21 protein-coding genes, 1 tRNA gene and 1 pseudogene are annotated in these 19,838 nt (G+C 69.8%); 12 read left to right on the forward strand and 11 right to left on the reverse strand.

Annotated features, from left to right (window positions below):
- Positions 1-152 precede the first annotated feature (152 nt).
- From ABZW10_RS19450 to ABZW10_RS19460, 3 genes are all read left to right on the forward strand, one after another.
- Positions 153-761: a hypothetical protein gene (locus tag ABZW10_RS19450; protein ID WP_355366975.1), complete on the forward strand. Its 609-nt coding sequence runs from the start codon at positions 153-155 to the stop codon at positions 759-761.
- On the forward strand, positions 713-1,147 hold the full coding sequence (locus ABZW10_RS19455; protein ID WP_355366978.1) for a BBE domain-containing protein: 435 nt from the start codon (positions 713-715) through the stop codon (positions 1,145-1,147). The genes ABZW10_RS19450 and ABZW10_RS19455 overlap by 49 nt, the downstream gene beginning before the upstream one ends.
- 120 nt (positions 1,148-1,267) lie before the next feature.
- Positions 1,268-2,011, forward strand: coding sequence for an SDR family oxidoreductase (locus tag ABZW10_RS19460; protein WP_355366981.1), 744 nt, complete (start codon positions 1,268-1,270; stop codon positions 2,009-2,011).
- A 374-nt stretch (positions 2,012-2,385) separates the two neighbouring features.
- Here the strand turns inward: ABZW10_RS19460 and ABZW10_RS19465 are convergent, their stop codons facing one another.
- The 7 genes from ABZW10_RS19465 to ABZW10_RS19495 all read right to left on the reverse strand — a co-directional run bounded on the left by ABZW10_RS19465 (position 2,386) and on the right by ABZW10_RS19495 (position 9,796).
- Positions 2,386-2,823 carry a hypothetical protein gene (locus ABZW10_RS19465; protein ID WP_355366984.1) on the reverse strand — a complete coding sequence of 146 codons (438 nt, stop codon included), beginning with the start codon at positions 2,821-2,823 and terminating at the stop codon, positions 2,386-2,388.
- A gap of 429 nt (positions 2,824-3,252) precedes the next feature.
- Positions 3,253-6,000 carry an ATP-dependent RecD-like DNA helicase gene (locus tag ABZW10_RS19470; protein ID WP_355366987.1) on the reverse strand — a complete coding sequence of 916 codons (2,748 nt, stop codon included), beginning with the start codon at positions 5,998-6,000 and terminating at the stop codon, positions 3,253-3,255.
- 350 nt (positions 6,001-6,350) lie between these two features.
- Complete coding sequence (locus ABZW10_RS19475; RefSeq protein ID WP_355366990.1) at positions 6,351-7,067, reverse strand: hypothetical protein; 717 nt, start codon at positions 7,065-7,067, stop codon at positions 6,351-6,353.
- Positions 7,068-7,089: 22 nt separating this feature from the next.
- Entirely contained in the window at positions 7,090-7,776 is a 687-nt protein-coding gene (locus ABZW10_RS19480) for a pentapeptide repeat-containing protein (protein WP_355366993.1), read from the reverse strand.
- 76 nt (positions 7,777-7,852) lie between these two features.
- Positions 7,853-8,023, reverse strand: coding sequence for a multiple cyclophane-containing RiPP AmcA (amcA, locus tag ABZW10_RS19485; RefSeq protein WP_355366996.1), 171 nt, complete (start codon positions 8,021-8,023; stop codon positions 7,853-7,855).
- Positions 8,020-9,162 carry a cyclophane-forming radical SAM peptide maturase AmcB gene (gene amcB, locus ABZW10_RS19490; RefSeq protein ID WP_355366999.1) on the reverse strand — a complete coding sequence of 381 codons (1,143 nt, stop codon included), beginning with the start codon at positions 9,160-9,162 and terminating at the stop codon, positions 8,020-8,022. The genes amcA and amcB overlap by 4 nt, the downstream gene beginning before the upstream one ends.
- Before the next feature lie 205 nt (positions 9,163-9,367).
- Positions 9,368-9,796 (reverse strand): ATP-binding protein, encoded by a 429-nt coding sequence (locus tag ABZW10_RS19495; protein WP_355367002.1) that lies wholly within the window; start codon positions 9,794-9,796, stop codon positions 9,368-9,370.
- Positions 9,797-10,070: 274 nt separating this feature from the next.
- Between ABZW10_RS19495 and ABZW10_RS19500 the strand changes: the two genes are divergently transcribed.
- The 3 genes and pseudogenes from ABZW10_RS19500 to ABZW10_RS19510 form a co-directional block, all read left to right on the forward strand.
- Positions 10,071-11,336: a helix-turn-helix transcriptional regulator gene (locus tag ABZW10_RS19500; protein ID WP_355367005.1), complete on the forward strand. Its 1,266-nt coding sequence runs from the start codon at positions 10,071-10,073 to the stop codon at positions 11,334-11,336.
- Positions 11,333-11,863, forward strand: a complete 531-nt coding sequence (locus ABZW10_RS19505; RefSeq protein ID WP_355367008.1) for a GNAT family N-acetyltransferase — start codon at positions 11,333-11,335, stop codon at positions 11,861-11,863. The genes ABZW10_RS19500 and ABZW10_RS19505 overlap by 4 nt, the downstream gene beginning before the upstream one ends.
- A 153-nt stretch (positions 11,864-12,016) precedes the next feature.
- Positions 12,017-12,373: pseudogene (locus tag ABZW10_RS19510) on the forward strand (tyrosine-type recombinase/integrase); the annotation flags it as partial.
- A gap of 133 nt (positions 12,374-12,506) precedes the next feature.
- Here the strand turns inward: ABZW10_RS19510 and ABZW10_RS19515 are convergent.
- Both ABZW10_RS19515 and ABZW10_RS19520 read right to left on the reverse strand, forming a co-directional pair.
- Positions 12,507-12,579, reverse strand: a tRNA-Lys gene (locus ABZW10_RS19515).
- Between the two features lie 55 nt (positions 12,580-12,634).
- Complete coding sequence (locus tag ABZW10_RS19520; RefSeq protein WP_355367011.1) at positions 12,635-13,384, reverse strand: nucleotidyltransferase domain-containing protein; 750 nt, start codon at positions 13,382-13,384, stop codon at positions 12,635-12,637.
- 154 nt (positions 13,385-13,538) lie between these two features.
- Here ABZW10_RS19520 and ABZW10_RS19525 point away from each other — a divergent pair, with 154 nt between their 5' ends.
- The 3 genes from ABZW10_RS19525 (at position 13,539) to ABZW10_RS19535 (ending at position 16,131) form a co-directional block, all read left to right on the forward strand.
- Positions 13,539-14,309 carry an SDR family oxidoreductase gene (locus ABZW10_RS19525; protein ID WP_355367014.1) on the forward strand — a complete coding sequence of 257 codons (771 nt, stop codon included), beginning with the start codon at positions 13,539-13,541 and terminating at the stop codon, positions 14,307-14,309.
- An 89-nt stretch (positions 14,310-14,398) separates the two neighbouring features.
- Positions 14,399-15,106 carry a tyrosine-protein phosphatase gene (locus tag ABZW10_RS19530; protein ID WP_355367017.1) on the forward strand — a complete coding sequence of 236 codons (708 nt, stop codon included), beginning with the start codon at positions 14,399-14,401 and terminating at the stop codon, positions 15,104-15,106.
- A gap of 26 nt (positions 15,107-15,132) precedes the next feature.
- The gene (locus ABZW10_RS19535) at positions 15,133-16,131 is read left to right on the forward strand and encodes a phosphorothioated DNA-binding restriction endonuclease (RefSeq protein ID WP_355367020.1); all 999 of its coding nucleotides are present in this window, start codon (positions 15,133-15,135) and stop codon (positions 16,129-16,131) included.
- A gap of 14 nt (positions 16,132-16,145) precedes the next feature.
- Here ABZW10_RS19535 and ABZW10_RS19540 read toward each other — a convergent pair whose 3' ends face one another.
- Positions 16,146-16,598 (reverse strand): RICIN domain-containing protein, encoded by a 453-nt coding sequence (locus ABZW10_RS19540; RefSeq protein WP_355367023.1) that lies wholly within the window; start codon positions 16,596-16,598, stop codon positions 16,146-16,148.
- 46 nt (positions 16,599-16,644) lie between these two features.
- Between ABZW10_RS19540 and ABZW10_RS19545 the strand changes: the two genes are divergently transcribed.
- Together ABZW10_RS19545 and ABZW10_RS19550 are read left to right on the forward strand one after the other, a co-directional pair.
- Positions 16,645-17,835, forward strand: a complete 1,191-nt coding sequence (locus tag ABZW10_RS19545) for a hypothetical protein (RefSeq protein ID WP_355367026.1) — start codon at positions 16,645-16,647, stop codon at positions 17,833-17,835.
- A gap of 137 nt (positions 17,836-17,972) precedes the next feature.
- Positions 17,973-18,311, forward strand: coding sequence for a hypothetical protein (locus ABZW10_RS19550; RefSeq protein WP_355367029.1), 339 nt, complete (start codon positions 17,973-17,975; stop codon positions 18,309-18,311).
- Positions 18,312-18,364: 53 nt separating this feature from the next.
- Here the strand turns inward: ABZW10_RS19550 and ABZW10_RS19555 are convergent, their stop codons facing one another.
- A complete protein-coding gene (locus ABZW10_RS19555; RefSeq protein ID WP_355367032.1) occupies positions 18,365-19,186 on the reverse strand; it encodes a TIGR02452 family protein in 822 nt (273 codons plus the stop codon).
- Between the two features lie 313 nt (positions 19,187-19,499).
- Here ABZW10_RS19555 and ABZW10_RS19560 point away from each other — a divergent pair.
- Positions 19,500-19,838 (forward strand): hypothetical protein (locus tag ABZW10_RS19560; protein WP_355367035.1); only part of this gene is annotated, 339 nt, incomplete at its 3' end.

Genomic DNA, 19,838 nt, shown 5'->3' on the forward strand with positions numbered 1-19,838 from the left:
CATGCAGTTCCGAGGCAGCAGGAAACGGACATCAACAGTACTGCAGGACAACCGGCCGGTGCAGCCGACGGCCAGCCGATCGGGCTCTACCAGGTCTGGGCGGTCTACGCCCTCCCGCCGGTCCGGGCGCTGGACTTCGTCTCGGCATCGTCATGGCGCGGATCGTCCTCTCCGGCCGCTGGATCGCCATCGGCCCGCTGACCGCGGTGATCGCCTTCGTCGCCGCCTACGCACTGGCGATGCGGCTGCCGTACGTCTACGGGCTCGACGCGGCCACCCTCGTCCCGCTCGCCCTGATCGTTCCGGCCGTGGCGGCCGGCGACCTGGCCGGGAAGCGGACGATGCCGCACAGCCGCCCGGCGATCTGGCTCGGCGAGATCTCCTTCGTCTTCTACCTCCTGCACGTCCCGCTGCTGATCCGGCTCCGCGCCCGGCTCGGGACCAGGCTCTTCGACACCCCGCAGGCGCTCGCCCTGCTGCTCCTGGGCCTCGCGATCACCGTGGTGGCCTCCTGGCTGCTCCACCCCCTGGTCGAACAGCCGCAGTCTTGGGGGCCGGCGTCGGCGTCGCCCCGGTGGTCGTGGAGGAACGGCTCGTCCCCTGGCTGCACGCGACCCAGTGGGGCGGATTCACCGGGCCCGACCCGACCTACCGGTTCAAGGGCAAGCCCGGGTACCAGCGCAGGGCCTTCACGGCCGTCCAGATCGACGCGATGGACCGCAACCCGACCCGCACCGACTACTTCAACCCCGGTGCGCTGATGCTCATTTCGGCGTACGGCGACCAGGTGAACCGCTGGCCCTCCACCGACACCGCGGTGGCCCAGCGGGACTCGATCCCCAAGGTCCAGTGCGCGGCGCTGTGGACGGACCCCGCCCAGGACGGCGTCCACCTGGCCTGGCTGCGGCAGTTCTTCCGCGAGCTGTACGCCGAGACCGGCGGCGTGCCCGGCCTGAACGTGGCCACGGACGGCATGTTCATCAACTACGCGGACGCGGACGCCCGTGACCCGCAGTTGAACACCTCGGGCATCCCCTGGCAGCGCCTGGACTACAAGGACAACTACCCGCGGTTGCAGCAGGTCAAGGCCGTCTACGACCCGAGGAACGTGTTCCGGCACGGCCTTTCGGTCGAGCTGCCGGTCTGACCCCGGTCCGGCCGGGAGCCCGGGCTCCCGGCCGATCTTCCTCAACTTGCTTGCGATTGCATGTAGCGATCGCTACATTAATCACATCGCCCACCACGAACGGAAAGGCACCGAATCACCATGACCGCCACCAAGAAGCTCGCCGGCAAGACCGCCCTCGTCACCGCCTCCTCGCGCGGCATCGGCCGGGCGACCGCCCTGCGCCTGGCCGCCGACGGCGCCCAGGTCGCGGTCAACTACCACAGCGACGCCGAGTCCGCCCAGGCCGTCGTCACCGCGATCGAGTCGGCCGGCGGCCGGGCCATCGCGATCCAGGGCGACATCGGCGTCCCGGCCGACGTCGAGCGGGTCTTCAAGGAGACCGTCGCGGCCTTCGGCTCGCTGGACATCCTGGTCAACAACGCCGGCATCGGCGCCATCGGCGCGCTCGCCGAGGTCGGCTCGGACCTCCTCGACCGGGTCATCGACGTCAACTTCAAGGGCACGTTCTACGCGATCCAGCAGGCCGCCCGTCTGCTGAACGACGGCGGCCGGATCATCAACATCTCCACCGGCTACACCAAGCAGCCGTTCCCCGGCTTCGGCGTCTACTCCGCCACCAAGGCCGCCGTCGAGGCGCTCGGCCTGGCCGCGTCGAAGGAGCTCGGCGCCCGCCAGATCACCGTCAACTCGGTGCTGCCGGGCCTGGTCAACACCGACCAGACCGCCCCGATCCGCGACCAGTTCCCGGCCGTCGCCGGCATGACCCCGCTGGGCCGGGTCGGCGAGCCCGAGGACATCGCCGATGTCATCGCCTTCCTCGCCTCCGAGGACGCCCGCTGGATCACCGGCCAGGTCATCGCCGCCGCCGGCGGCCTCGCCTGACCGCTCCCCCGCAGCACCGGCACGCACCGCGGCCCGGTCCCCCGGAACCTCCGGGAGACCGGGCCGGTCGCATGCCCGGGGCGAGGGCGGGGGAACGCCGACCGTTCCGGCCTACGCCCGAGTGGGCCGCCAGGGGCTCGAACCCTGAACCTACGGATTAAAAGATCAATACGGATCGTGATCCGACGGAACGGAACTGACTACCTGCTGTTATCCCTGCAGCGTGTCGACATGCACAGTGACGCCCCATCCAGTGTCGGGCGGTCACTGCCGCGCAGTCCGCTCACGCATCACTCACAAAGGAGCGCACTCTCCACGAGCGGAGGAGGCCGGAGACCGACGCTCCCGGGCGGCCACTCGACGAGCCCGACTAGCTAGTCCTGCTGGGATTCCTCGGAACCATCCTCGCTCGTACCAGCGACCTTGCCGCCGACGAAGACCACGCCCAGTACGAGGGCGGCCGCGCCGGTGGCGGCCACCACCTTCATCCCCGTCCCCAGGAACTGCTTGCTCTCGCTGTCCTTCTCGTACACCTGCCCCACGTTCCGGTCGAGGCGGTCGTGAAGGGCCTCTCGCTGCTCCCAGCTGAGGTCGTCTCGACCGAGGTCAGCCCGCAAGGCGTCCCGCTGGTCCTGCGAGGCCTTGTAGAAGTGGTCCTGGCTGTTCTCGTTGGCCGCGAGCGTGGACTTGTGCGCCTCCTTGACCGCATCAATGTCGGCCTTGCCCAGGTCCTTGAAGGCGGGGAACTGCTCGATGAGCTTGAGCCGTACCTCGGTGGCCATCTCGGGCATCGCGGCCGCGAACTTGAGCACCTTGGCTTTGGAGAGGTTCCGCCAGGTTGGGATCCCCAACTTCCGCTTGACCGCTGCCTCATCCGTGCCGCCCATGACCTGACTCCGTCCACCGTCCCGTGACGCCTACCGGATACTAGCGGCGCGGTGCCAGGGGTACCCGAGTACTGCCGGGCAACCCCTGGCGGGATCTTGCCGTTCTTGGGGAACCCGGTGCCGTCAACGGCCCACACCTCTGGGCGCACCGCCTACGCGGCCGGCCGCGCCATGCGGATCCGCACATTCTCGACCGGCCAAGTCGGCAGGAGTGTTGCAAAGTCCCGTTCAGCGCATGAGTCGGCTGGTCACGGGACTTTGCAACAGACCTGGAGCCTTCAGGGCCCTCTGAACCGGAGATAACGCCGAGGGCCAGCAGCCGACTGTTGGCCTCGGGGCCTTCCAACCTGCTGTCTACGGCAGCTGGCGCGTCTTATGGCGCTTCGGCCGCTTCTCAACAGGGATCAAACCTCGGCGGACCTTCATCAGATGCTCGTCTTTCGTGTTTTCACGCACTGCGAGACGACTCAGGATTCGATGCTGTGTTTCTGGAGTCCAGAACACTTCGAGACGCTCCCGAGCGCGGGTGATCGCGGTGTAGAAGATACTGTGGGAGATGCTTTCCTCGTTGGCATCCGTGATAACAACCTTGACCGATTTGTACTCAACGCCCTGTGCTTTATGGATCGATACGGCGTAAGCGATCTGAAACGGCACCATGGTGGTGACCGAGTCGTCGTCATCGTCGCTGTTGCCGCGTTCGAATACATCGAACTGGACCATCGAGCCTTCCACCAAACGCAGACCTGAGAAAATCGCGTCGGGTTCACTGAAATCCCGCTCGAGGGTCACATCGAAAGTGATGCGGCCGGGAGCGCGATCGATCTTGACGATCTCGCCCTTCAGGTTATTGAAGATGACCGGGCTGAATCGATCTGATTCGTTGAAAAGTACGGGATCGCCAACCTTGTACGTAGACTCCCCCCAGGCCACAGCTGGATTCGGGTTTCTGGCCTGCAGGAACCGGTTAACATTGTTGATTCCGTATAGGCCATCATAGTTAAGGCAAAGCACGATCTCATCGTTGCTTCGACGCCGAAATAGTGAGTCTCCCAGAATCGTCGAGTAGCCATTCTTGGAGAGCGACTCTTCGATGCGGTCGTCCAGGTTCCGCACCCTGTCCCACAGCGTGAGAAGACTCTGGTCGGTCGTCCTAAAGGGCTGTGTAAGCTCGAAGACGGACTCGCTTGGGATGTATGACCGGATGATGCTGAACCAGTTGCCAAATTCGATCGACTCGATCTGATAGACATCGCCAACAAGCACGAGCAGATCGAAGGATGTCTTCTCAAGTACATCGAGCAGGCTTGCGTTGCTTACAGTGCTGCACTCGTCGATCACCAACACGTCGTACTTTGCTCCGAATGACGTACTGCTACGCACGTGCTTGTTGATCGTGCTGAACTCGACGTTCGGCGCTTGCACTCGCCTCTTCAGATTATCGACGGCCGGATTGGTATGCGCCAAGAAAAGCTTCCGTGCGCCAGCAAAGTAGTTTGCGATGTGGTTCACCATCGTCGATTTTCCCGTACCGGCTGCGCCGTACACGAGGGCGACCTTCGAGTGCTCAAACAATTCCGTCAGCGCCTCAGCCTTCAAAGGGTCATCGATGGCACCTGGGTTCGCATCAATCCATGCCTGCACATCACTGCTGTGTTGGGAGACGCCATTGGCAGAGATATTTCGGAGCCTGTTGATGATCGAGACCGTATCGTCCTCGTAACCGACGACGAACACGTGCCCATTTTCATGAGCCAGCTTCCGCCGCGCGTGCCGTTCAGTGGGTGGCAGCATCCGATTATGGCGCGCGATCATCTCATCGACGTCACCAAGGTCCTCCAGCTCGCCTGCCGGCGTGTAGATCACACCGTGCTGCTCGACATTGCCCTTGACTCGTCTGGCCAGCAGCTCGTAAGGCCGGGTCCTCGCATCCAGACTCTCGGCAAGGTCCCCAAAGGGCGGATTGTGTCCGCGCGGTGATGTACAGAACGGCATCGTGTCGAAGGGCCTGCAACTCCAGGAAACGCGAAGCCCGGAGAGGAAAGAACACCCGGCGGCATCGAACTGTGCCTTGATTACACGATTGTTCATCCGCAGCATGAGGTACCGCAGCAGACGAGAACCTGGCCGGTCGTGGCGAACGAGTGATCGCGCGCGGTCTAGAACAGGAAAGATAACCGCATCTCGCTGGGTTCCGCTCAGCACCCAAGAGCGGAACGCCCCGTATGCGGCGTCGGTCATATCCATGAGATCAAGCAGACTTGACCGTGTGATCGTAAGATATCGCATCAGATTTCGGTACTCGGAATTCGACGCCCTGACCTTTCCATACGAGGCGTCGAAGAGGCGTGCGAAGTTGTCGAACTCACACGGCCGGATTGACACCTCCCATGAGCGGATCAGCGTGATCGGCATTTTCTGCCCGAGGACCTCAATCTCGTCACTCGCCAACTCTAGACTGGCTGCATATTTGTCGGTGACGTCGATGTCGGTAAAGCCAATAATTCGATCAAACTTACTCGTCCGATTGTGGGCGAGGTAAAACGTCACCTCGTAATAGATGCGACCGGACACGAAGAAGGGGCGCGAGCTGTGAATGTAATATCGCTCGCGACGTTCATTTGAGTGTACCGCCGCTTGGGGATGCTCGATGCGGGCGGCGATCTTCTCGTAGTAATCGCGCAACGAAGGATCGAGATCGACCGGAAACTGTTCGAGATTGTGTAGGATTCTGATTCCGAGGAGATCCTGCGCCAGGACGCGCGTACGGAGAAGGTACTCGTAGTACTTCAGCATCAATCGCTCAGACGGATCGCGATCCAGCGTGTAGTGCGAGACGCTGGCCTGCAGCAAGCCGTGGAATCTGCTCAACAGCCTGAACTTGGCGATCCCCCTAACAGCATCCAGAGCTGGCCCGACCTGATTATAGTGAAACTCAGTCGAGTGATCCTTGACGTGTGCCCAGACGGCAAGTCCCTCGACGAGATTCCGGAGCTGCCCCAGCACGTTCTGCGAGAGGAAGCCCCGGTCGCCTACTGGATTGGCGAGATTCTGGCAGATCACGCTGTCGGCGCTCTTCACTTGCTGTTCTACTGATGCCATCGCTCTCGCTCTTCTTCCCCGAAGGCTCGCATGTCACCTTCGATCGGGCCGAGAACGCCTGCTCACGCCCCGAGTGCTGCCGAGGTGGACACGGCAGCATCCACGAAGGCTCTCTGGCTGCTGCCGAACAACGGACCTGGCCCCGGTCTGCATTCCAGGTAACCATGTAACCATTCAAGTAGCCCACAAGCAGGCCCTTTTTCGAGATTTTCCGGCCTGCCGTGCCGGCTCCTGGCCTGTCCTACACGTTCCCTGGTGAACACGAAGCTGCGGCCGCCCCCTCCGGGGCGCGGGTCACGGGTCCTGCACTCCACTCGCGTAGCAGAGTCCGGTGCGATCCGGGTGGGCAGTCAGGCTATGGTCGGTAGCACTCCGCGTGGCCAGTGGCCGAGCCAGAATGCGGCGGTTGACGGTTCCGGCCGGTCCTCGGTGGAGCCGTCGTGGGGCAGCAGTTCGGTGGGGGCGATGTAGCCCTCGCCGGGCTCCAAACGGATGCGGTACACGCTCAACCGGTGCCCGGCGGCGATGTAGGCGCGGAGGTCATCGGTGTGCGGGTAGCGGTTCTCGGGGTCGGGGTGGACGGTTCGGCAGATGGCCTGGATGTCGATGTCGCCGAGCAGGATGTACCGGGTGCCGGGCCCGAGGTTGATGCACAGGCGGCGCCGGCCCAGGTGCTTGGCGTGGTAGGCGAGCTTGTCCCAGTTGTCGACATGGAGGCCGATGCGCCGGCCGTCTCGGTAGTTCGGCGTGGTCGTGAGGGCCTTTGCGGGGTTCGCGGCCCGGCCGAGGTGGACGGCGTCCGGGTCGCCGAGTGGATCGGCCAGCGCGTCGAGGCTGACCGGCGCCAGCCCGTCGGGCAACCTCACCAGCTCGACCAGCGTGGTGTCTCGGGTGAGCGCGGTCGGTCGGAGCTGCCGGGCGAGGCCGGCGGTGAGGGGCTGCCAGGGACCGTCGGGAAGGACGGCTCCGTCCTCGTAGCCCGTTTCGCCGCACGCGATGCGGACGCCGGCGACGTCGCACCGTTCGGCGAGCGCGGCAGGGTCGTGGTGGGCGATGGCGAGGTTCATTCCGGGCTCCTCCCGGTTGGTCTCACCGGCGGTCGTCAAGGGTGTCCGCGAACGTGACGTCCAGCTCGGCGACCAGGGCTTCGGCGAGTTCGGCCTGCTGGGCCCGGTCGATGATGACCTTGCCGAGGTTGGCCGTGCCTCGGACGGTGCGCAGGTCGTTGCCGCGCAGGTCGAGGTCCTGGTACTTGCCCCGGCCGAACTCGGCCAGCCGCAGCCTGCAGGCGTCGAGGACGGCCCGACTGAGGTCGCTGCCGGTGAACGTCGCCTCGTTCAGGACGCACTTCGAGAAGACCAGCGGTCCGGCGGCCCGGACCTGCTCGAAACTGCTGTAGTCGAGCTTGCAGTTCTCGAACAGCACGTTGTCGAGGGTCACGCCGGTGAGCTGGGCGCCCATGATCTTGCAGTTGCGGAAGACGACACGGGAGAGCTTGGCGTCCGTGATGCGGGCGGTGGCGAGGTCGCAGGTGTCGAACTCGACGGAGTCGAGCCGGACCTTGTCGAGCCGAACGCGGTCGGCGCGAAGTCCGGTGACGCGGCCGGTGATGAGGCTGGTGTCGGTGAGGTCCAGGTCCCGCAGGTTGGCGTCGGTGTATTGGAAGTCCTGGACGATGCCCCGAGCGGAGTCGAGCGTGCTGACGTTGGACAGGTACAGGCCCGGCTCGTTCAGGCTGGGCAGGGTCACGGTGACGCGGCCGAAGGTGCTGTCCACGGGCTTGCTCCGCTCTCTCGGTTCGGGGGACCGGGCCCCCACCGCGCTGGTGCGGGCCCGGGTGGCTCAGGTAGTGCTACTTGCCCTTGTTCGACCAGTTGTCCCACGTCGGCCGGTTGTCGAACGACGATCCGGCGTTGTCCCAGGTGGGCCGGTTGTCGAACCCGGCGACGGCGACGGTTCGACCAGCGGTGAGGTCGGCGACCACCGGGGCGTCGGTGGCGGCCAGCAGTTCAAGGACGGTCATGCGGCTTGCTCCTCTCGGACGGTATCGGACAGTGCGGTGATGAGGGCCTGCCTGGAAACGCGGCAGTAGTTCGTCTCGGTGGTGTCCAGACGGCCGTTCTCGAAGTAGCGATTGCCGGCCTGCGCTCCCCGGCAGAAGCCGAAGAACTCGCAGGTGGCCTCGCACCCGTCCAGGCCGGTCAGGAACTCGCGCACGTACCGGAGTTCGTGCGCGCGGTCCAGCATGGAGCCGATGCTCAGCTCCATGACGTTCCCGGCCCGGAAGTCCTTGTATGCCGGATCACTGATCCCGGCGAGCTCGGGCGAGAGCAGGACGACGTCCCCAGCGGACGAGACGGTCGGAATCGGGTCGATCAGCAGCTCGTCCCACGCGGCTGCTCCGCCCGCGCGGACGGCCTGCAGGTAACTGCCGAGGCGGTCGACCTCGCGGATGGTCAGGCCGCGGTGCCGGCGCGACCATGCGATTGCCCGACGCCAGAACTCGCGGGCCTGTTCGGCGGTGGGCACCGCGCGGTCGGTGTTGACGCCCTCCAGCTCCTCCATGTTCAGGCCCACGGTGTGGCAGCCGAGGTAGGCCATGAAGTCGAGCAGGCCCTCGGGGTCGCCGATGCTCTCGGCGCTGACGACCGCGATCGTGGAGAACCGCACGCCGTGCTCGCGCAGACACGCGACGCCTTTCATGATCCGGTCGAAGGCGGGGCGTCCCGCCCAGTCCACACGCTGGTGGTTGAGCGCGGCCGGACCGTCGATGCTCACCCCGACCCGGAACCCGTAGTCGGTCAGGAACTCGCACCACGCCGGGGTGATCAGCACGGCGTTGGTCTGCACCGAGTGCTCGACCAGGCCGGCCTGCCGCAGTGGCTCGAACGGGGCCAGCAGCTCGGCGAACCGCCGACGGCCGATGGCCAGCGGCTCACCGGCGTGCCAGACGATCTCAACCGGTGCCGCCGAGGTGGTGCCGGCGAACTCTGCGACGGACCGGGCCACGGCCTCGGCGACCTCGACGGGCATCGGTGAGCGCCGGTCGCGGTCGGGCAGGTAACAATAGGTGCACTTGAGGTTGCAGAAGCCGTCCGGCTGCGCGACGACCACCTTCGGACGGCGGGCGATGCGGCTCCGGTAGCGGTCCAGGGTCTGCATCGTGCGGACTCCTTCGCGAGTCAGATTGAGGGTGCCAGCGGCTCGGTGTCGGGAGTGGAGGCCGCGATTCGGGGCAGCGGGTCGCCCGTGAGCTGGTGGTCGGTCAGGGCGCCGAGCAGGCCGAGCACGACGAGGTGACGGTGATCCAGACCGTCTGCAGGGCGGTACTGATCGGATCGCGCGCCGAGCCTCGGTGCTGGCCCCCTCACGGTTTCCCACCGACTCGCAGGTCGGCATGGACGGTCTTGCCGAGAGGTCCAAGGGATACTCCCCAGCGGCCGTGGGTGAGCTTGTGGACGAGTTCGAGCCCGCGGCCGGACTCGTCGCCGCTGCCCGCGTTGATCCGCACCGGCAGGACGCGGCAGCCGTCCGTCACCAGGATCCGCACCGAGGCGGCCGTCGTCCGGATGATCTGGAGCGTCATCGCCGTGTGGCAGCCGGTCTTCGCGGAGTTCGCGACCATCTCCGACGCCACGAGCACGGCGTCGTCGACCAGGTCGTCCAGACTCCACTCGGCCAACATCGTCCGAACCAGCGCTCGGGCCTGCGACGCCGCCTCCGGCCGGTAGGGAAGGTCGATGCTCGTCCCGGAGGTCGGTTCCTGTTCCTCAAGCGCGCTGATCGTGCCGGTCACGATGGCACACCTGGGTTGAGCCATGCGGTGGCCGGGGCTCGCCTGGGAAGACCAGAGGGGAACGGCATCGCGGGCTCCAGGGGTGAGGGCAGGGATGTGTCGGTGCCACTTCCGCGGGGGTTCCGGCGGCGGCCGCACACCCAGTAAACGACTGCCAACGCCTCGGTGGTGAGGCAAAGTTCGGTGCGGCCTGGCCCGACACCAACCGGAAAACTTGACGGTCCCATTACCCAAAGCCCTGCACAGCAGGTGACAACGCGGCTACGTTGACCGCATGGTGGCAAACGTCGCTCTCCGCCGCAGGATGGCCGAACGCCGCATGACCAAGGCCGAGTTAGCGCGCGAAGTGAATGCCGAGATCAGGACCCTGACTGGGAAGCCGGGCACCGTATCAGAGCGCACGGTCCACAACTGGCTCACCGGCGTGACCCGGTGGCCACCGGGAAAGATCCGCGTCGCACTGGGTGCAGTATTCGACTGCATGCCCGAACAGCTCGGCTTCGCCCCCACGGGCCGGGCCCGCACCACACCGGAGGCAGACGTGAGGCGACGCGACTTCATAGCGGCCGCCGGCAGCACTGCCGTGGCCACCCTCACCGGCACGGCTGCCGCCCCTGCACCGCGCCGCATCGGCGCCGCTGACATCCAGCTGCTGGAGGCCCGCTTCGCCGAGGTCATCGCCAGCGACCACAGGCACGGCGGCCGGGTCAGCATCGAGGCCAAGGCTGTCGCCCTCGCGGACGAGGCACTCGCCCTCCAGGAACACGGCACCGCAAGCCAGCGGATCCGGTCGTCCCTGTACGCCTGCGCGGCCTCCTTCATGTCGAGCGCGATGTGGGCGGCCATCGACGGCCGCCGATTCGACGCCGCTCTCCAGCATCACCAGAAGGCGGCCTCTATCGCGGCGATGTCCGGCGACTCCGCCATCCAGTTCCGCATCTGGTCGCACGCCGGGAGCCTCTACCGCCACCTCGGCCGCCCCGGCGACGCGCTCGCCGCCAACGACGTCGCCCGCGGCCTGCCGATCGCCCGCCGCGACCCGCTGTTCGCTTCCCTCGGCCACGCCCGGCACGCTGCCATCCACGGCCTCAGTGGCGACACCAACGCCGTCCGACGCTCCCTCGGCCATGCGCAGGACGCCCTCGACCGCGCCGATGCCGCAGCGTCCCGACCCGTGTGGATCACCGCGTTCTACGACCAGGCCGAACTCGACTCCCTCGCCCTCGCCGCTCACCTGGCCGCCGGCAACTGGGAAGACGCGGAAGCCCACGCTCACCGCAGCATGGCGCTTCGCCGTGGTGCGATGCAGCGCTCCCATGCGATCACCAGCGTCCGCCTCGCCCACGCCCAACTCGGCCAGGGCGACTTCGAACCCGCTGTCGCCACCGCGATGTCGGTGCCGGCCGCGGTCTCCACCCACCCTCGCGTCACCGGCATGCTGGCCTCGTTCGGCACCAAGCTGACCGCCCAAGCGGCCGACAGTGGCCCGGCGCTGACCTGGACAGAGTACGCCCACGACACCTGGAGGACCACCGCGTGACCGTCGAACTCCGCCACTACACCGATCTCACTCCCGATGCCCGCCAGGACCTCCTGGACGTCTACGCGGACGTCCGCGCCCCGCTGCTGCACCTGGCGAACTACCGCGTCGAGGCATTCGCCGAACGCCTCGACCGGCACGCGACCGAGCCCGGCTTCGAAGCCGTCATCGCGTACGACGGCACGGCGGCCATCGGGTACGCCTACGGGAACACGCTGACGGCCGACGACCGGTACTGGAAGCGCATGACTGAGCCGCTGCCCCATGGTTTCACCGAGGTCAGCACACTGGTGATCAAGGAGATCGGCCTTCGAACCCCATGGCGGGGCACGGGCATTGCACGGCGCATCCACGACGACCTCCTGGCTGGCCGCACAGAGGAGCGCGTCACCCTGATGGTCAACCCGCTCGCCGGAGACGGCAAGGTTCAGGCCCTGTACGAGTCGTGGGGATACGAGGCCATCAACAGCCAGCAGCCCTCGCCCGAGTCGCCCCTCCTCACGGCCATGCTCCGGGCGCGGAGCTGACAGGAGGACGAGCAAAGTCCTCTTACCGATCGGTGCAGCCCTACGAGAAGTCGGCCGCCTTGATGAGTCGATACCCAAACGGACGCGGGCTTCCGGGTCGTACCGCTCGACGAGCAGACCGTCCGCGCCCTCAGTGTCCACCGCGTCCGCCAGCAGACGGAGGCAGACAAGTGGGGACCGGCCTGGAAGGACACCGGCCGGGTATTCACCGCCGAGGACGGCGGCTGGCTGCACCCGGGCAAGGTCACCGACATGTTCGAGCGGCTCGTGGCCCTCTCCGGCCTTCCGCCGATCCGCCTGCACGACCTCCGACACGTCGCGGCGACGCTTCTCCTTGCGGCCGGCGCCGATCTCAAGGTGCTCCAGGAGCTGCTTGGCCACTCCTCCATCACCATCACGGCGGACATCTACGCCAGCGTCCTGCCCGAGCTGGCCTTCGCCCAGGCCGAGGCCGCCGCCGCGCTCGTCCCCCGGGCGAGGTCGCCGAAGGACGCCCAGTCCGCCGCCTGACCAGGCACTGACCTGCCGTCCGCTCACGCATCGCTCACGCAGACGGCCCGCAAACGCAGCAGCACCCCGACTACTCCAATTAGCCGGGGTGCTGCGCTGCAGGTCAGAGGGGGTGTAGCCCTCTCATCACACGTGGGCCGCCAGGGGCTCGAACCCTGAACCTACGGATTAAAAGTCCGCAGCTCTGCCAATTGAGCTAGCGGCCCGTGGCCCGGCCGGGATGGTGGCGGGCCGCCGTGATCCTACCCGGTGGGGTCGGGCTCACGCGTGGCTGTCCGGTGGGTGGTTCGTGCGGTGGGCGGTCGGTGGGCGGTCGGTCCAGTGGGCGGCGCGGACACGGCGGAGCCAGGCCTCGGCGGGGCGGTCGTCGGGGTGGTCGGGGAGGACGCCGGGGTGGTCGAGACGCTCGGTGGCGGCGGCGAGCAGGCCCTCGGCGCGGGCGGGGTCGTCGGCGATGCGCTCGCCGAGGTCGCGGACCCGCTCCGGGTCGGGCAGCCGGACCAGGTTGTGGCCGGCCTCGTGCAGGTGGACGGCCTGTTCGAGCAGCCGGACCAGGTGGCGGGCGTGCTTGGCGGCGCGGGCACGGGTGGCCGGATCGGCGGTGTCCCGGGTCCGCAGCTTGCGGAACTGCTGGGTGGCGTAGCCGAGGTAGGCGGTGCGCACGGCCCGGGCGCTCATGAAGGAGCGGCGGATCGCGATCAGCTCCTCGCCGAGCGGGGTGCGCACCTCGTAGAGGTCGTCGGGCAGCCAGACCAGTTCGGAGGCGGTCGGGTTGCAGCGCAGGGCCAGCCGGCACCACTTGGCGGCCTCGTGCAGGGTGCGGTCCGGGGCGGTGGTGACCTGGGACTCGACCGGGAGCCGCAGGCCGTGGAAGTCCTCGGTCGGGGCGGCGAACAGGCCGAGCCGGTCGAGGTCGGAGCCGGCGTGCGCCAGCCCGTAGGCGGTGGAGCCGACGATGCCGGAGAGCAGCACGGTGCCGGGGGTCGGCGCGGTGCCGGGCGGGGTGGACATGGCGGGGCTCCTCTCGTCGGACGGTCCGTCAGCAGGTCCGTCAGCCGGTCCGTCAGCCGGTCCGGAGGAGTGAGTCTGCCGGGCGGGGCCGCGCCGGGCGAGCGAATTCCCGGGGCCCCGACCCGGGACGCGGCGGGCGGGTAGGGTACGGAGCATGTCGACAACGAACGGTTCCGAGCAGCCCGACGTCGTTCTGATCACCGGTGCCGGGCGCGGCATCGGTGCCGCCACCGCACTGCTGGCCGGGCGGCGCGGCTACCGGGTGTGCGTCAACTACCGGGCGGACGAGGCCGCCGCCGCCTCGGTGGTGGACGCGATCCGGGCCGACGGCGGCACCGCGCTCGCCGTCCGGGCGGACGTCACCCGCAGCGCCGAGGTGGCCCGGCTGTTCGACACCGTCGACGCCGAACTCGGCCCGCTCACCGCCCTGGTGAACAACGCCGGCACGCTGGAACGGCAGGGCCGGCTGGAGGACATCGACGAGGAGCGGCTGAACCGGATCTGGGCCGCCAACATCACCGGCCCGTTCCTGTGCGCCGCGCAGGCCGTCCGCCGGATGTCCACCCGGCACGGCGGGCGCGGCGGTGCCATCGTCAACGTCTCCTCGGCGGCCTCGCGGCTCGGCTCGCCCAACGAGTACGTGGACTACGCGGCGGCGAAGGGGGCCGTCGACTCGATGACCCGCGGGCTGGCCCTGGAGGTCGCGGCCGAGGGCATCCGGGTCAACGCCGTGCGTCCGGGCCTGATCCACACCGACATCCACGCCCTCGGCGGCGAGCCCGGCCGGGTCGACCGGGTCGCACCCAATCTGCCGATGCGCCGCGGCGGGCGGCCCGAGGAGGTCGCGGAGGCGATCCTCTTCCTGCTGTCGCCGGCCTCCTCGTACTCCACCGGCGCGTTCCTGGACGTCTCCGGCGGCCGCTGAGCACCACGGGGAACAGGGCCCCCGGCGAAGATCGAAAGGGCCGGTCTCTTCCTTCCCCTGGCCCGGTCCGCGACCGTACGGTGGTGGCCATGACCGACGACGTGCAGTCCGCCTTCATCGACATCCCCGGCGTGCGCAACTTCCGTGACGCCGGGGGCGTCGGTGCCCTCCGCCGGGGCGTGCTGTTCCGCTCCGGCTCCTTCCACACCCTCACGCCCGAGGGCGCCCTGCGGCTCAAGGCCCTCGGCCTGCGCACCGTCATAGACCTGCGCAGCCGGCACGAACTGGACGCCTTCCCGGACCTGCGGCACGACCTCGACCACGAGGTGCTGCACCTGCCCACCCTGCCCGCCAAGCCGGAGGAGTCCGCGCGCCCCTGGCCGGAGGACCAGGTCGACCTCTACCCGTTCATGGCCTCCACCGCCGGCCCGTCGCTGGTCGCCGCGATCCGCCGGCTCGGCGCCCCCGGCACCCTGTCGGCCGTCGTCCACTGCGCCGTCGGCAAGGACCGCACCGGCCTCACCATCGCCGTCGTCCAGTCCCTGCTGGGCGCCTCCGAGGCCGACATCACCGCCGACTACCTGCTCTCCAACACCGGCCTGGGCCTGCTCGACGGCCCCACCCCGTACCTCGACGAGACCGGCGCCGAGCGGCTCTCCCGCCCGGTCTCGGCGGAGCTGCTCGTCTCCTCCTTCGCCTGGATCCACGACGAGCACGGCTCCGTCCCCGCCTACCTGCACGCCCACGGCGCCACCGAGGCCGACCTCGACGCCCTCCGCACCAACCTGTCGGCGTAGCGCGGGATCCGGGCGCGGGTGAAGCGATGAAGCGGGGGGAACTGCTCGACGTCCTGGGCCGGCTCCGGCAGGCGAACACCGGCGGGGTCCGGGCCCCGCACAAGCCGCTGCTGCTGCTCTGGCTGCTCGGCCGGCACGCCCGGCTGGGCAGCAGCCTGGTCGGCTACGCGGAGGCCGAGGAACCGGTCAGCCGGCTGATCAACGACTTCGGGCCGGCCGTCGGCCGCGTGACGGCCGTGCAGCGGGCGGCGATGCCGTTCGTCCACCTGGAGCGGAGCCTCTGGTCGCTCCGCGACGCCACCGGGCGCGAACTCGACGCCAGGGACGTCCGGGAGAGCGGCGCGGCGCTGCGCGGGGTGGGCGCGGTGGGGCGGCTGCGGCCCGAGGTCGAGCGGCTGCTCACCGAGGACCCGTCGGCCGGGCCGATCGCCGTCCGGCTGCTGCTCGACCGGCACTTCACGCCCACCCTGGAGGCGGCGATCTGCGAGCAGGCGGATGTCGAGCTGCCGGACCTGGGCATCGCCGACCTGGGCGGCGGCGACCTCAGCGGCGGCGACCTCAGCGGCGGCGATCCGGACGCCGGTGCCGCCCCCGACCCGGTGTTCCGGCTGGTCCGACGGCGGGTGCGGGCCGCCGGGTTCGCCGCCGACGTGCTGCGGGCGTTCGACCACGCCTGCGCGTTCTGCGGGTACGACGGCCGGCTCGGCCGCCACCCGGTCGGCGTCGAGGCCGCGCACATCCGGTGGCACAGCCAGGGCGGCCCGGACGTCCTGGCCAACGCCTTCGCGCTCTGCTCGCTGCACCACGCGCTGTTCGACTTCGGCGTGCTCGGGGTGACCGAGGACCGCACCGTCCGGATCTCCCCGCACTTCCGGACCGACTCGCCCGCCGGCGAGGCGGTGCGGGCCCTGCACGACCGACCGGTGCCGCACCCGCACGGCCGACCGGCCGCACCGCGCGCCCACGACTTCCTGCGCTGGCACGACCGGTCGGTCTTCAAGCACGACGGGTACCGGCTGGACTGACCGGTCGGCCCGGGTCAGGGCCGCCGCTCCAGGCGCCACCACTGGGTCGGGGAGTCGACGTCCTCCCACTGGTGGACGGGGGCGGTGGGGTCGTCGGTCGGGGCGGTGAGGGGCTTGCCGCTGATGAAGCTGGTGAGGGTGCAGGTGCCGGGGTCGTCGACGTGGTGCTCGACCAGCCACTCCTGGGCACCGAAGGCGTTGGCGGACCACTGCTGGACCGGGACGCCGTCGTCGGTCGCGGCGCCGGTGACGTCCAGCCGCTTGCCGCCGGCGACGTTCTCGACGTGGAACAGCGCGCCGCCCGGGTGGACGGCGGTCAGCCGCCAGAGCTGGGCGTCCGAGCCGTCCTCGGCGGCGAGCAGCACCTTCACGCCGCTGCGCCGGCTGCCGCCGGGGACCTCCAGCAGCAGGCCGGTGGCGACGTTCCGGATCCGGTAGAGGCCGTCGGTGATCTCGTGCTCGGTCACCGGGCGAGTCTCTCACCCGGTACTGACAGCCCCTATGCTGCGGCGAATGGTGTTCGACCCTCACTCCGCGCAGGACAGCCGCCCCGGCGGGCCGTCGGGCCGTCAGCAGACCGCACTCGAACGGGCGGTGGGCGCCCTGGAGGCGGCCGTGGCCGGCCTGGCGGACGGCCCCGACGGGGGTGAGCGCTTCGATGCGGCGCTGCGCCGGGCGGGCGGACTGCTCGGGCCCGCCGGGGCGGCGGAGTCGGCGGCGGTCGGGCCCCGGCTGGCGGCGCTGCTCACGGACACCCCGGCGTTCCCCCGCGCGCACCTGGCGATGATGGTCGGCGCCTGCGTGGAGCGCGGCGCCGACCCGGCGGCCTGCGCCGACCGGGTGCTCGCCGGGCTGCGCGAGGCGCTGACCGGGGCGCTGCTGCTGATCGACCGGTGGGCCGACGGCGACGCGGAGGACCTGCCGGACCCCGACCGGGACGACCCGGGCCGGGCCCACGCCCGGCTCCTCGGGGACGGGCGGACGGACGGGCACACGGACGGGCGAACGGACGGGCACGGGCACGGGCGGATGGCCGGGTGGCACGCCCACCGGGCCGTGGCCGGCTGGTGGACCCTCGAGCTGTGGCAGCGGGCCGCGTTCGCGCTCTGCACGCACGCCGCCGTGCGCCGGGCGGCCCGGGCCGACGGCGTGACCGACGTGCTCGCCGAACTGATCGACCGGTACCGCGAGCGGTCCGAGCGGCACGACCTCAAGGGCCTGCGGTACCTGGCCGCCGCCCTCGACGACGAACCGCTCCTGGTGCTGCACCGCCCGAGCGGCACCGGCTACCTGCTGCGGATGGACGGCCTGACCGACAACTTCCAGTTGCACACGCTGCTCGCCGAGGCGCTGATCGGCGGCGGTCACCTGCCCGGCAGCCGCCCCGACCCGGAGGTGGTCGCGCTCAGCCGCACCCGGTGGCTGGACGGGCGCCGGTTCATCGCGACGGGCGCGTTCAACCTGGTGGCGCCGGACGGCGGTTGGATCTGGAACGAGGGCATGCCGGAGGACATCCCGGTGGTGGACGGCGTGCGGACCCTTGTCCTGGACCCGCAGCCGTACGAGCGGAGCTGGGCGGCCGGGCGGTTCGTCGAGCAGGTGCCCGGCGACCTGCGGCTGGAGCGGGTCCTGGCGCCGGAGGAGGCCGCGGCCCGGCTGGCGGCCGTCGCGCCCGCACTGCCCTTCGAACGGGCGGTGCGGTAGCGCGGGGGCGGCGGGGCCGGGGGCCGGGGCGGGCCGGCGCGGGCGGCGGGTTATCGTCGGAAGCCCCGGGGAAGCCCGGGGAAGCCCGAGAACCCGCCGCGGATCCGCACCGGATCCGCCGAGGAGTGGAGTCGACGATGGCGAGGATCCCGAACGCGCTCGCGAGCACCGCACCGGCCGCGCTGACCGCGGCGAGCGGTCTGCTCGGCGGCTACGGCGTCGCCCGGTGGACCGGGAAGCGACAGCTCGGCGGTGCCGTGCTGGCCGTGGCCGGCGCGGGTGCCGCCGCGCAGTGGCACCGGCGCTCGGGAGCGCCCGCCGCGGCGGCGCTGACCGGGCTGTACGTGGCGGCCTTCGGCGGCTCGCACCCGCTGGCGAAGAAGATGGGCGCCTGGCCGTCCGTCTTCGCCGTCACCGGGGTGGTGACGGCCGCCTCGGTGGTCACTTCGGCCCTGGTGACCCGAAAGCACCGGTGACCCGAAAGCACCGGTGATCCGAAGGGCCCGGTGACCCGCGAGCGCCCGGGACGTCAACCGCCGAACCGCTGCTCGAAGGCGGCCCGGTTCGGCGAGACCGGCGTCCGGTCCCAGACCGCGAAGACCACCCGGTCGAAGGCCGCGCCGTAGCGGGCCAGCGCGTGCTCGAAGGCCTCCGCGACCTCGGCCGGGTCGTTGCGGAACACCCCGCAGCCCCACGCCCCGAGCACCAGCGCGCGCACCTCGTGCCGGGCCGCCGCCGCGAGCACCCGCTCGGCCCGCTCGGCGAGCACGCCCCGCACGTCCACGCCGCCCGGGGTCCGCAGCGCCAGTTGGCCGGCGTTCGGCGCCGGCGAGGTCAGGAACGTGACGCCGTACGGGTGCGCCAGCAGCCCGCCGTCCTCGCCCCGGACCACCGGCACGTCGGGCGAGACGATCACCCGGTGGCTGTACCGGAGGTCGGTCGAGGCCCGGTGCGCCTCGTAGTAGTCCGGCGCCTCCCGCAGGCAGGTGTACAGCAGGGCGCTGCGGCAGAGGTCCTCCTCCTGGGCGCGGGCGCCGCGCAGGTAGCCGCCGCCGGGGTTCCGCGCGGAGGCGAAGTTGAGCACCCCGACCGGGCCGGCGCCCGCCTCGACCAGCCGGTGGGCCGCCTGGACGCTGCCCTCGGCCGTCACCTCGACGGCGGACGCCGCCACCGGACCGGGGCCGCCCGCCGCGACCAGGGCGTCCAGCCCGGCCGGGTCGTACGACACCGTGCCGGCCCGCGCCGCCGCCAACTGCTCCGTCAACTCGACGAGTTCGCCCCCGCTCGCACGGTAGCTCCCCCGCTCGGCGATGCCCTCGTTCACCACCGCCACCTGCGTTCTGCTGCTCATGCCGCCGACGGTAGGCCAGGGCGGGCACACCGCGCCACTGGTTATTCTCGGCCACAGAACAACCGGAAGGGGCGGGCGGGGCGGGCTGGCGAACAGCGGGGCGCGAACGGCGACGGGCCCGCCCCACCGAAGTGGAGCGGGCCCGTCGCGGGTGCGTCAGGGGCGACCCGACGTCAGGTACTGCGCGGCGTCAGTTCTTCCAGCGCGGCTTGCGGTCGTCGCGGTTGAAGCCGGAGTTGAAGCCACCGGAGCGGCCACCGCGGTCGTCACGGTCCCGGTTGAAGCCACCGGACTGCGGACGGCCGCCGGAGCGGTGGTCGTCACGGCGGGCGAACGGACGGTTGTTGCTGCCGCCACGCTCGTCGCGGTCGCGGTTGAACGAGCGGTCGCGGTCACCGAAGGAACGGGCCGGACGGTCGCCGAAGGAACGGCCGCCGCGGTCGTCGCGGTCGCGGTTGAACGAGCGGTCACGGTCACCGAACGAACGGCCACCACGCTCGTCGCGGTCACCACGGTTGAAGCCACGGTCACGGTCGCCGAAGGAACGGCCACCACGGTCGTCGCGGTCGCGGTTGAACGAGCGGTCACGGTCACCGAACGAACGGCCACCACGCTCGTCGCGGTCACCACGGTTGAAGCCACGGTCACGGTC

This window comes from Kitasatospora sp. NPDC004723 (assembly GCF_040609255.1).
GTDB lineage: Bacteria > Actinomycetota > Actinomycetes > Streptomycetales > Streptomycetaceae > Kitasatospora.

Excerpts from the sequence above, each read along its gene's own strand:
- ABZW10_RS19475 (WP_355366990.1), bottom strand. The coding sequence starts at position 7,067 with ATGAACCTCGCCATCGCCCACCACGACCCTGCCGCGCTCGCCGAACGG.
- ABZW10_RS19545 (WP_355367026.1), top strand. The coding sequence starts at position 16,645 with ATGGTGTTCGACCCTCACTCCGCGCAGGACAGCCGCCCCGGCGGGCCG.
- ABZW10_RS19555 (WP_355367032.1), bottom strand. The coding sequence starts at position 19,186 with ATGAGCAGCAGAACGCAGGTGGCGGTGGTGAACGAGGGCATCGCCGAG.
- ABZW10_RS19550 (WP_355367029.1), top strand. The coding sequence starts at position 17,973 with ATGGCGAGGATCCCGAACGCGCTCGCGAGCACCGCACCGGCCGCGCTG.
- ABZW10_RS19520 (WP_355367011.1), bottom strand. The coding sequence starts at position 13,384 with ATGTCCACCCCGCCCGGCACCGCGCCGACCCCCGGCACCGTGCTGCTC.
- ABZW10_RS19470 (WP_355366987.1), bottom strand. The coding sequence starts at position 6,000 with ATGGCATCAGTAGAACAGCAAGTGAAGAGCGCCGACAGCGTGATCTGC.
- ABZW10_RS19500 (WP_355367005.1), top strand. The coding sequence starts at position 10,071 with ATGGTGGCAAACGTCGCTCTCCGCCGCAGGATGGCCGAACGCCGCATG.
- amcB (WP_355366999.1), bottom strand. The coding sequence starts at position 9,162 with ATGCAGACCCTGGACCGCTACCGGAGCCGCATCGCCCGCCGTCCGAAG.
- ABZW10_RS19525 (WP_355367014.1), top strand. The coding sequence starts at position 13,539 with ATGTCGACAACGAACGGTTCCGAGCAGCCCGACGTCGTTCTGATCACC.
- ABZW10_RS19530 (WP_355367017.1), top strand. The coding sequence starts at position 14,399 with ATGACCGACGACGTGCAGTCCGCCTTCATCGACATCCCCGGCGTGCGC.
- amcA (WP_355366996.1), bottom strand. The coding sequence starts at position 8,023 with ATGACCGTCCTTGAACTGCTGGCCGCCACCGACGCCCCGGTGGTCGCC.
- ABZW10_RS19455 (WP_355366978.1), top strand. The coding sequence starts at position 713 with ATGGACCGCAACCCGACCCGCACCGACTACTTCAACCCCGGTGCGCTG.
- ABZW10_RS19450 (WP_355366975.1), top strand. The coding sequence starts at position 153 with ATGGCGCGGATCGTCCTCTCCGGCCGCTGGATCGCCATCGGCCCGCTG.
- ABZW10_RS19460 (WP_355366981.1), top strand. The coding sequence starts at position 1,268 with ATGACCGCCACCAAGAAGCTCGCCGGCAAGACCGCCCTCGTCACCGCC.
- ABZW10_RS19535 (WP_355367020.1), top strand. The coding sequence starts at position 15,133 with ATGAAGCGGGGGGAACTGCTCGACGTCCTGGGCCGGCTCCGGCAGGCG.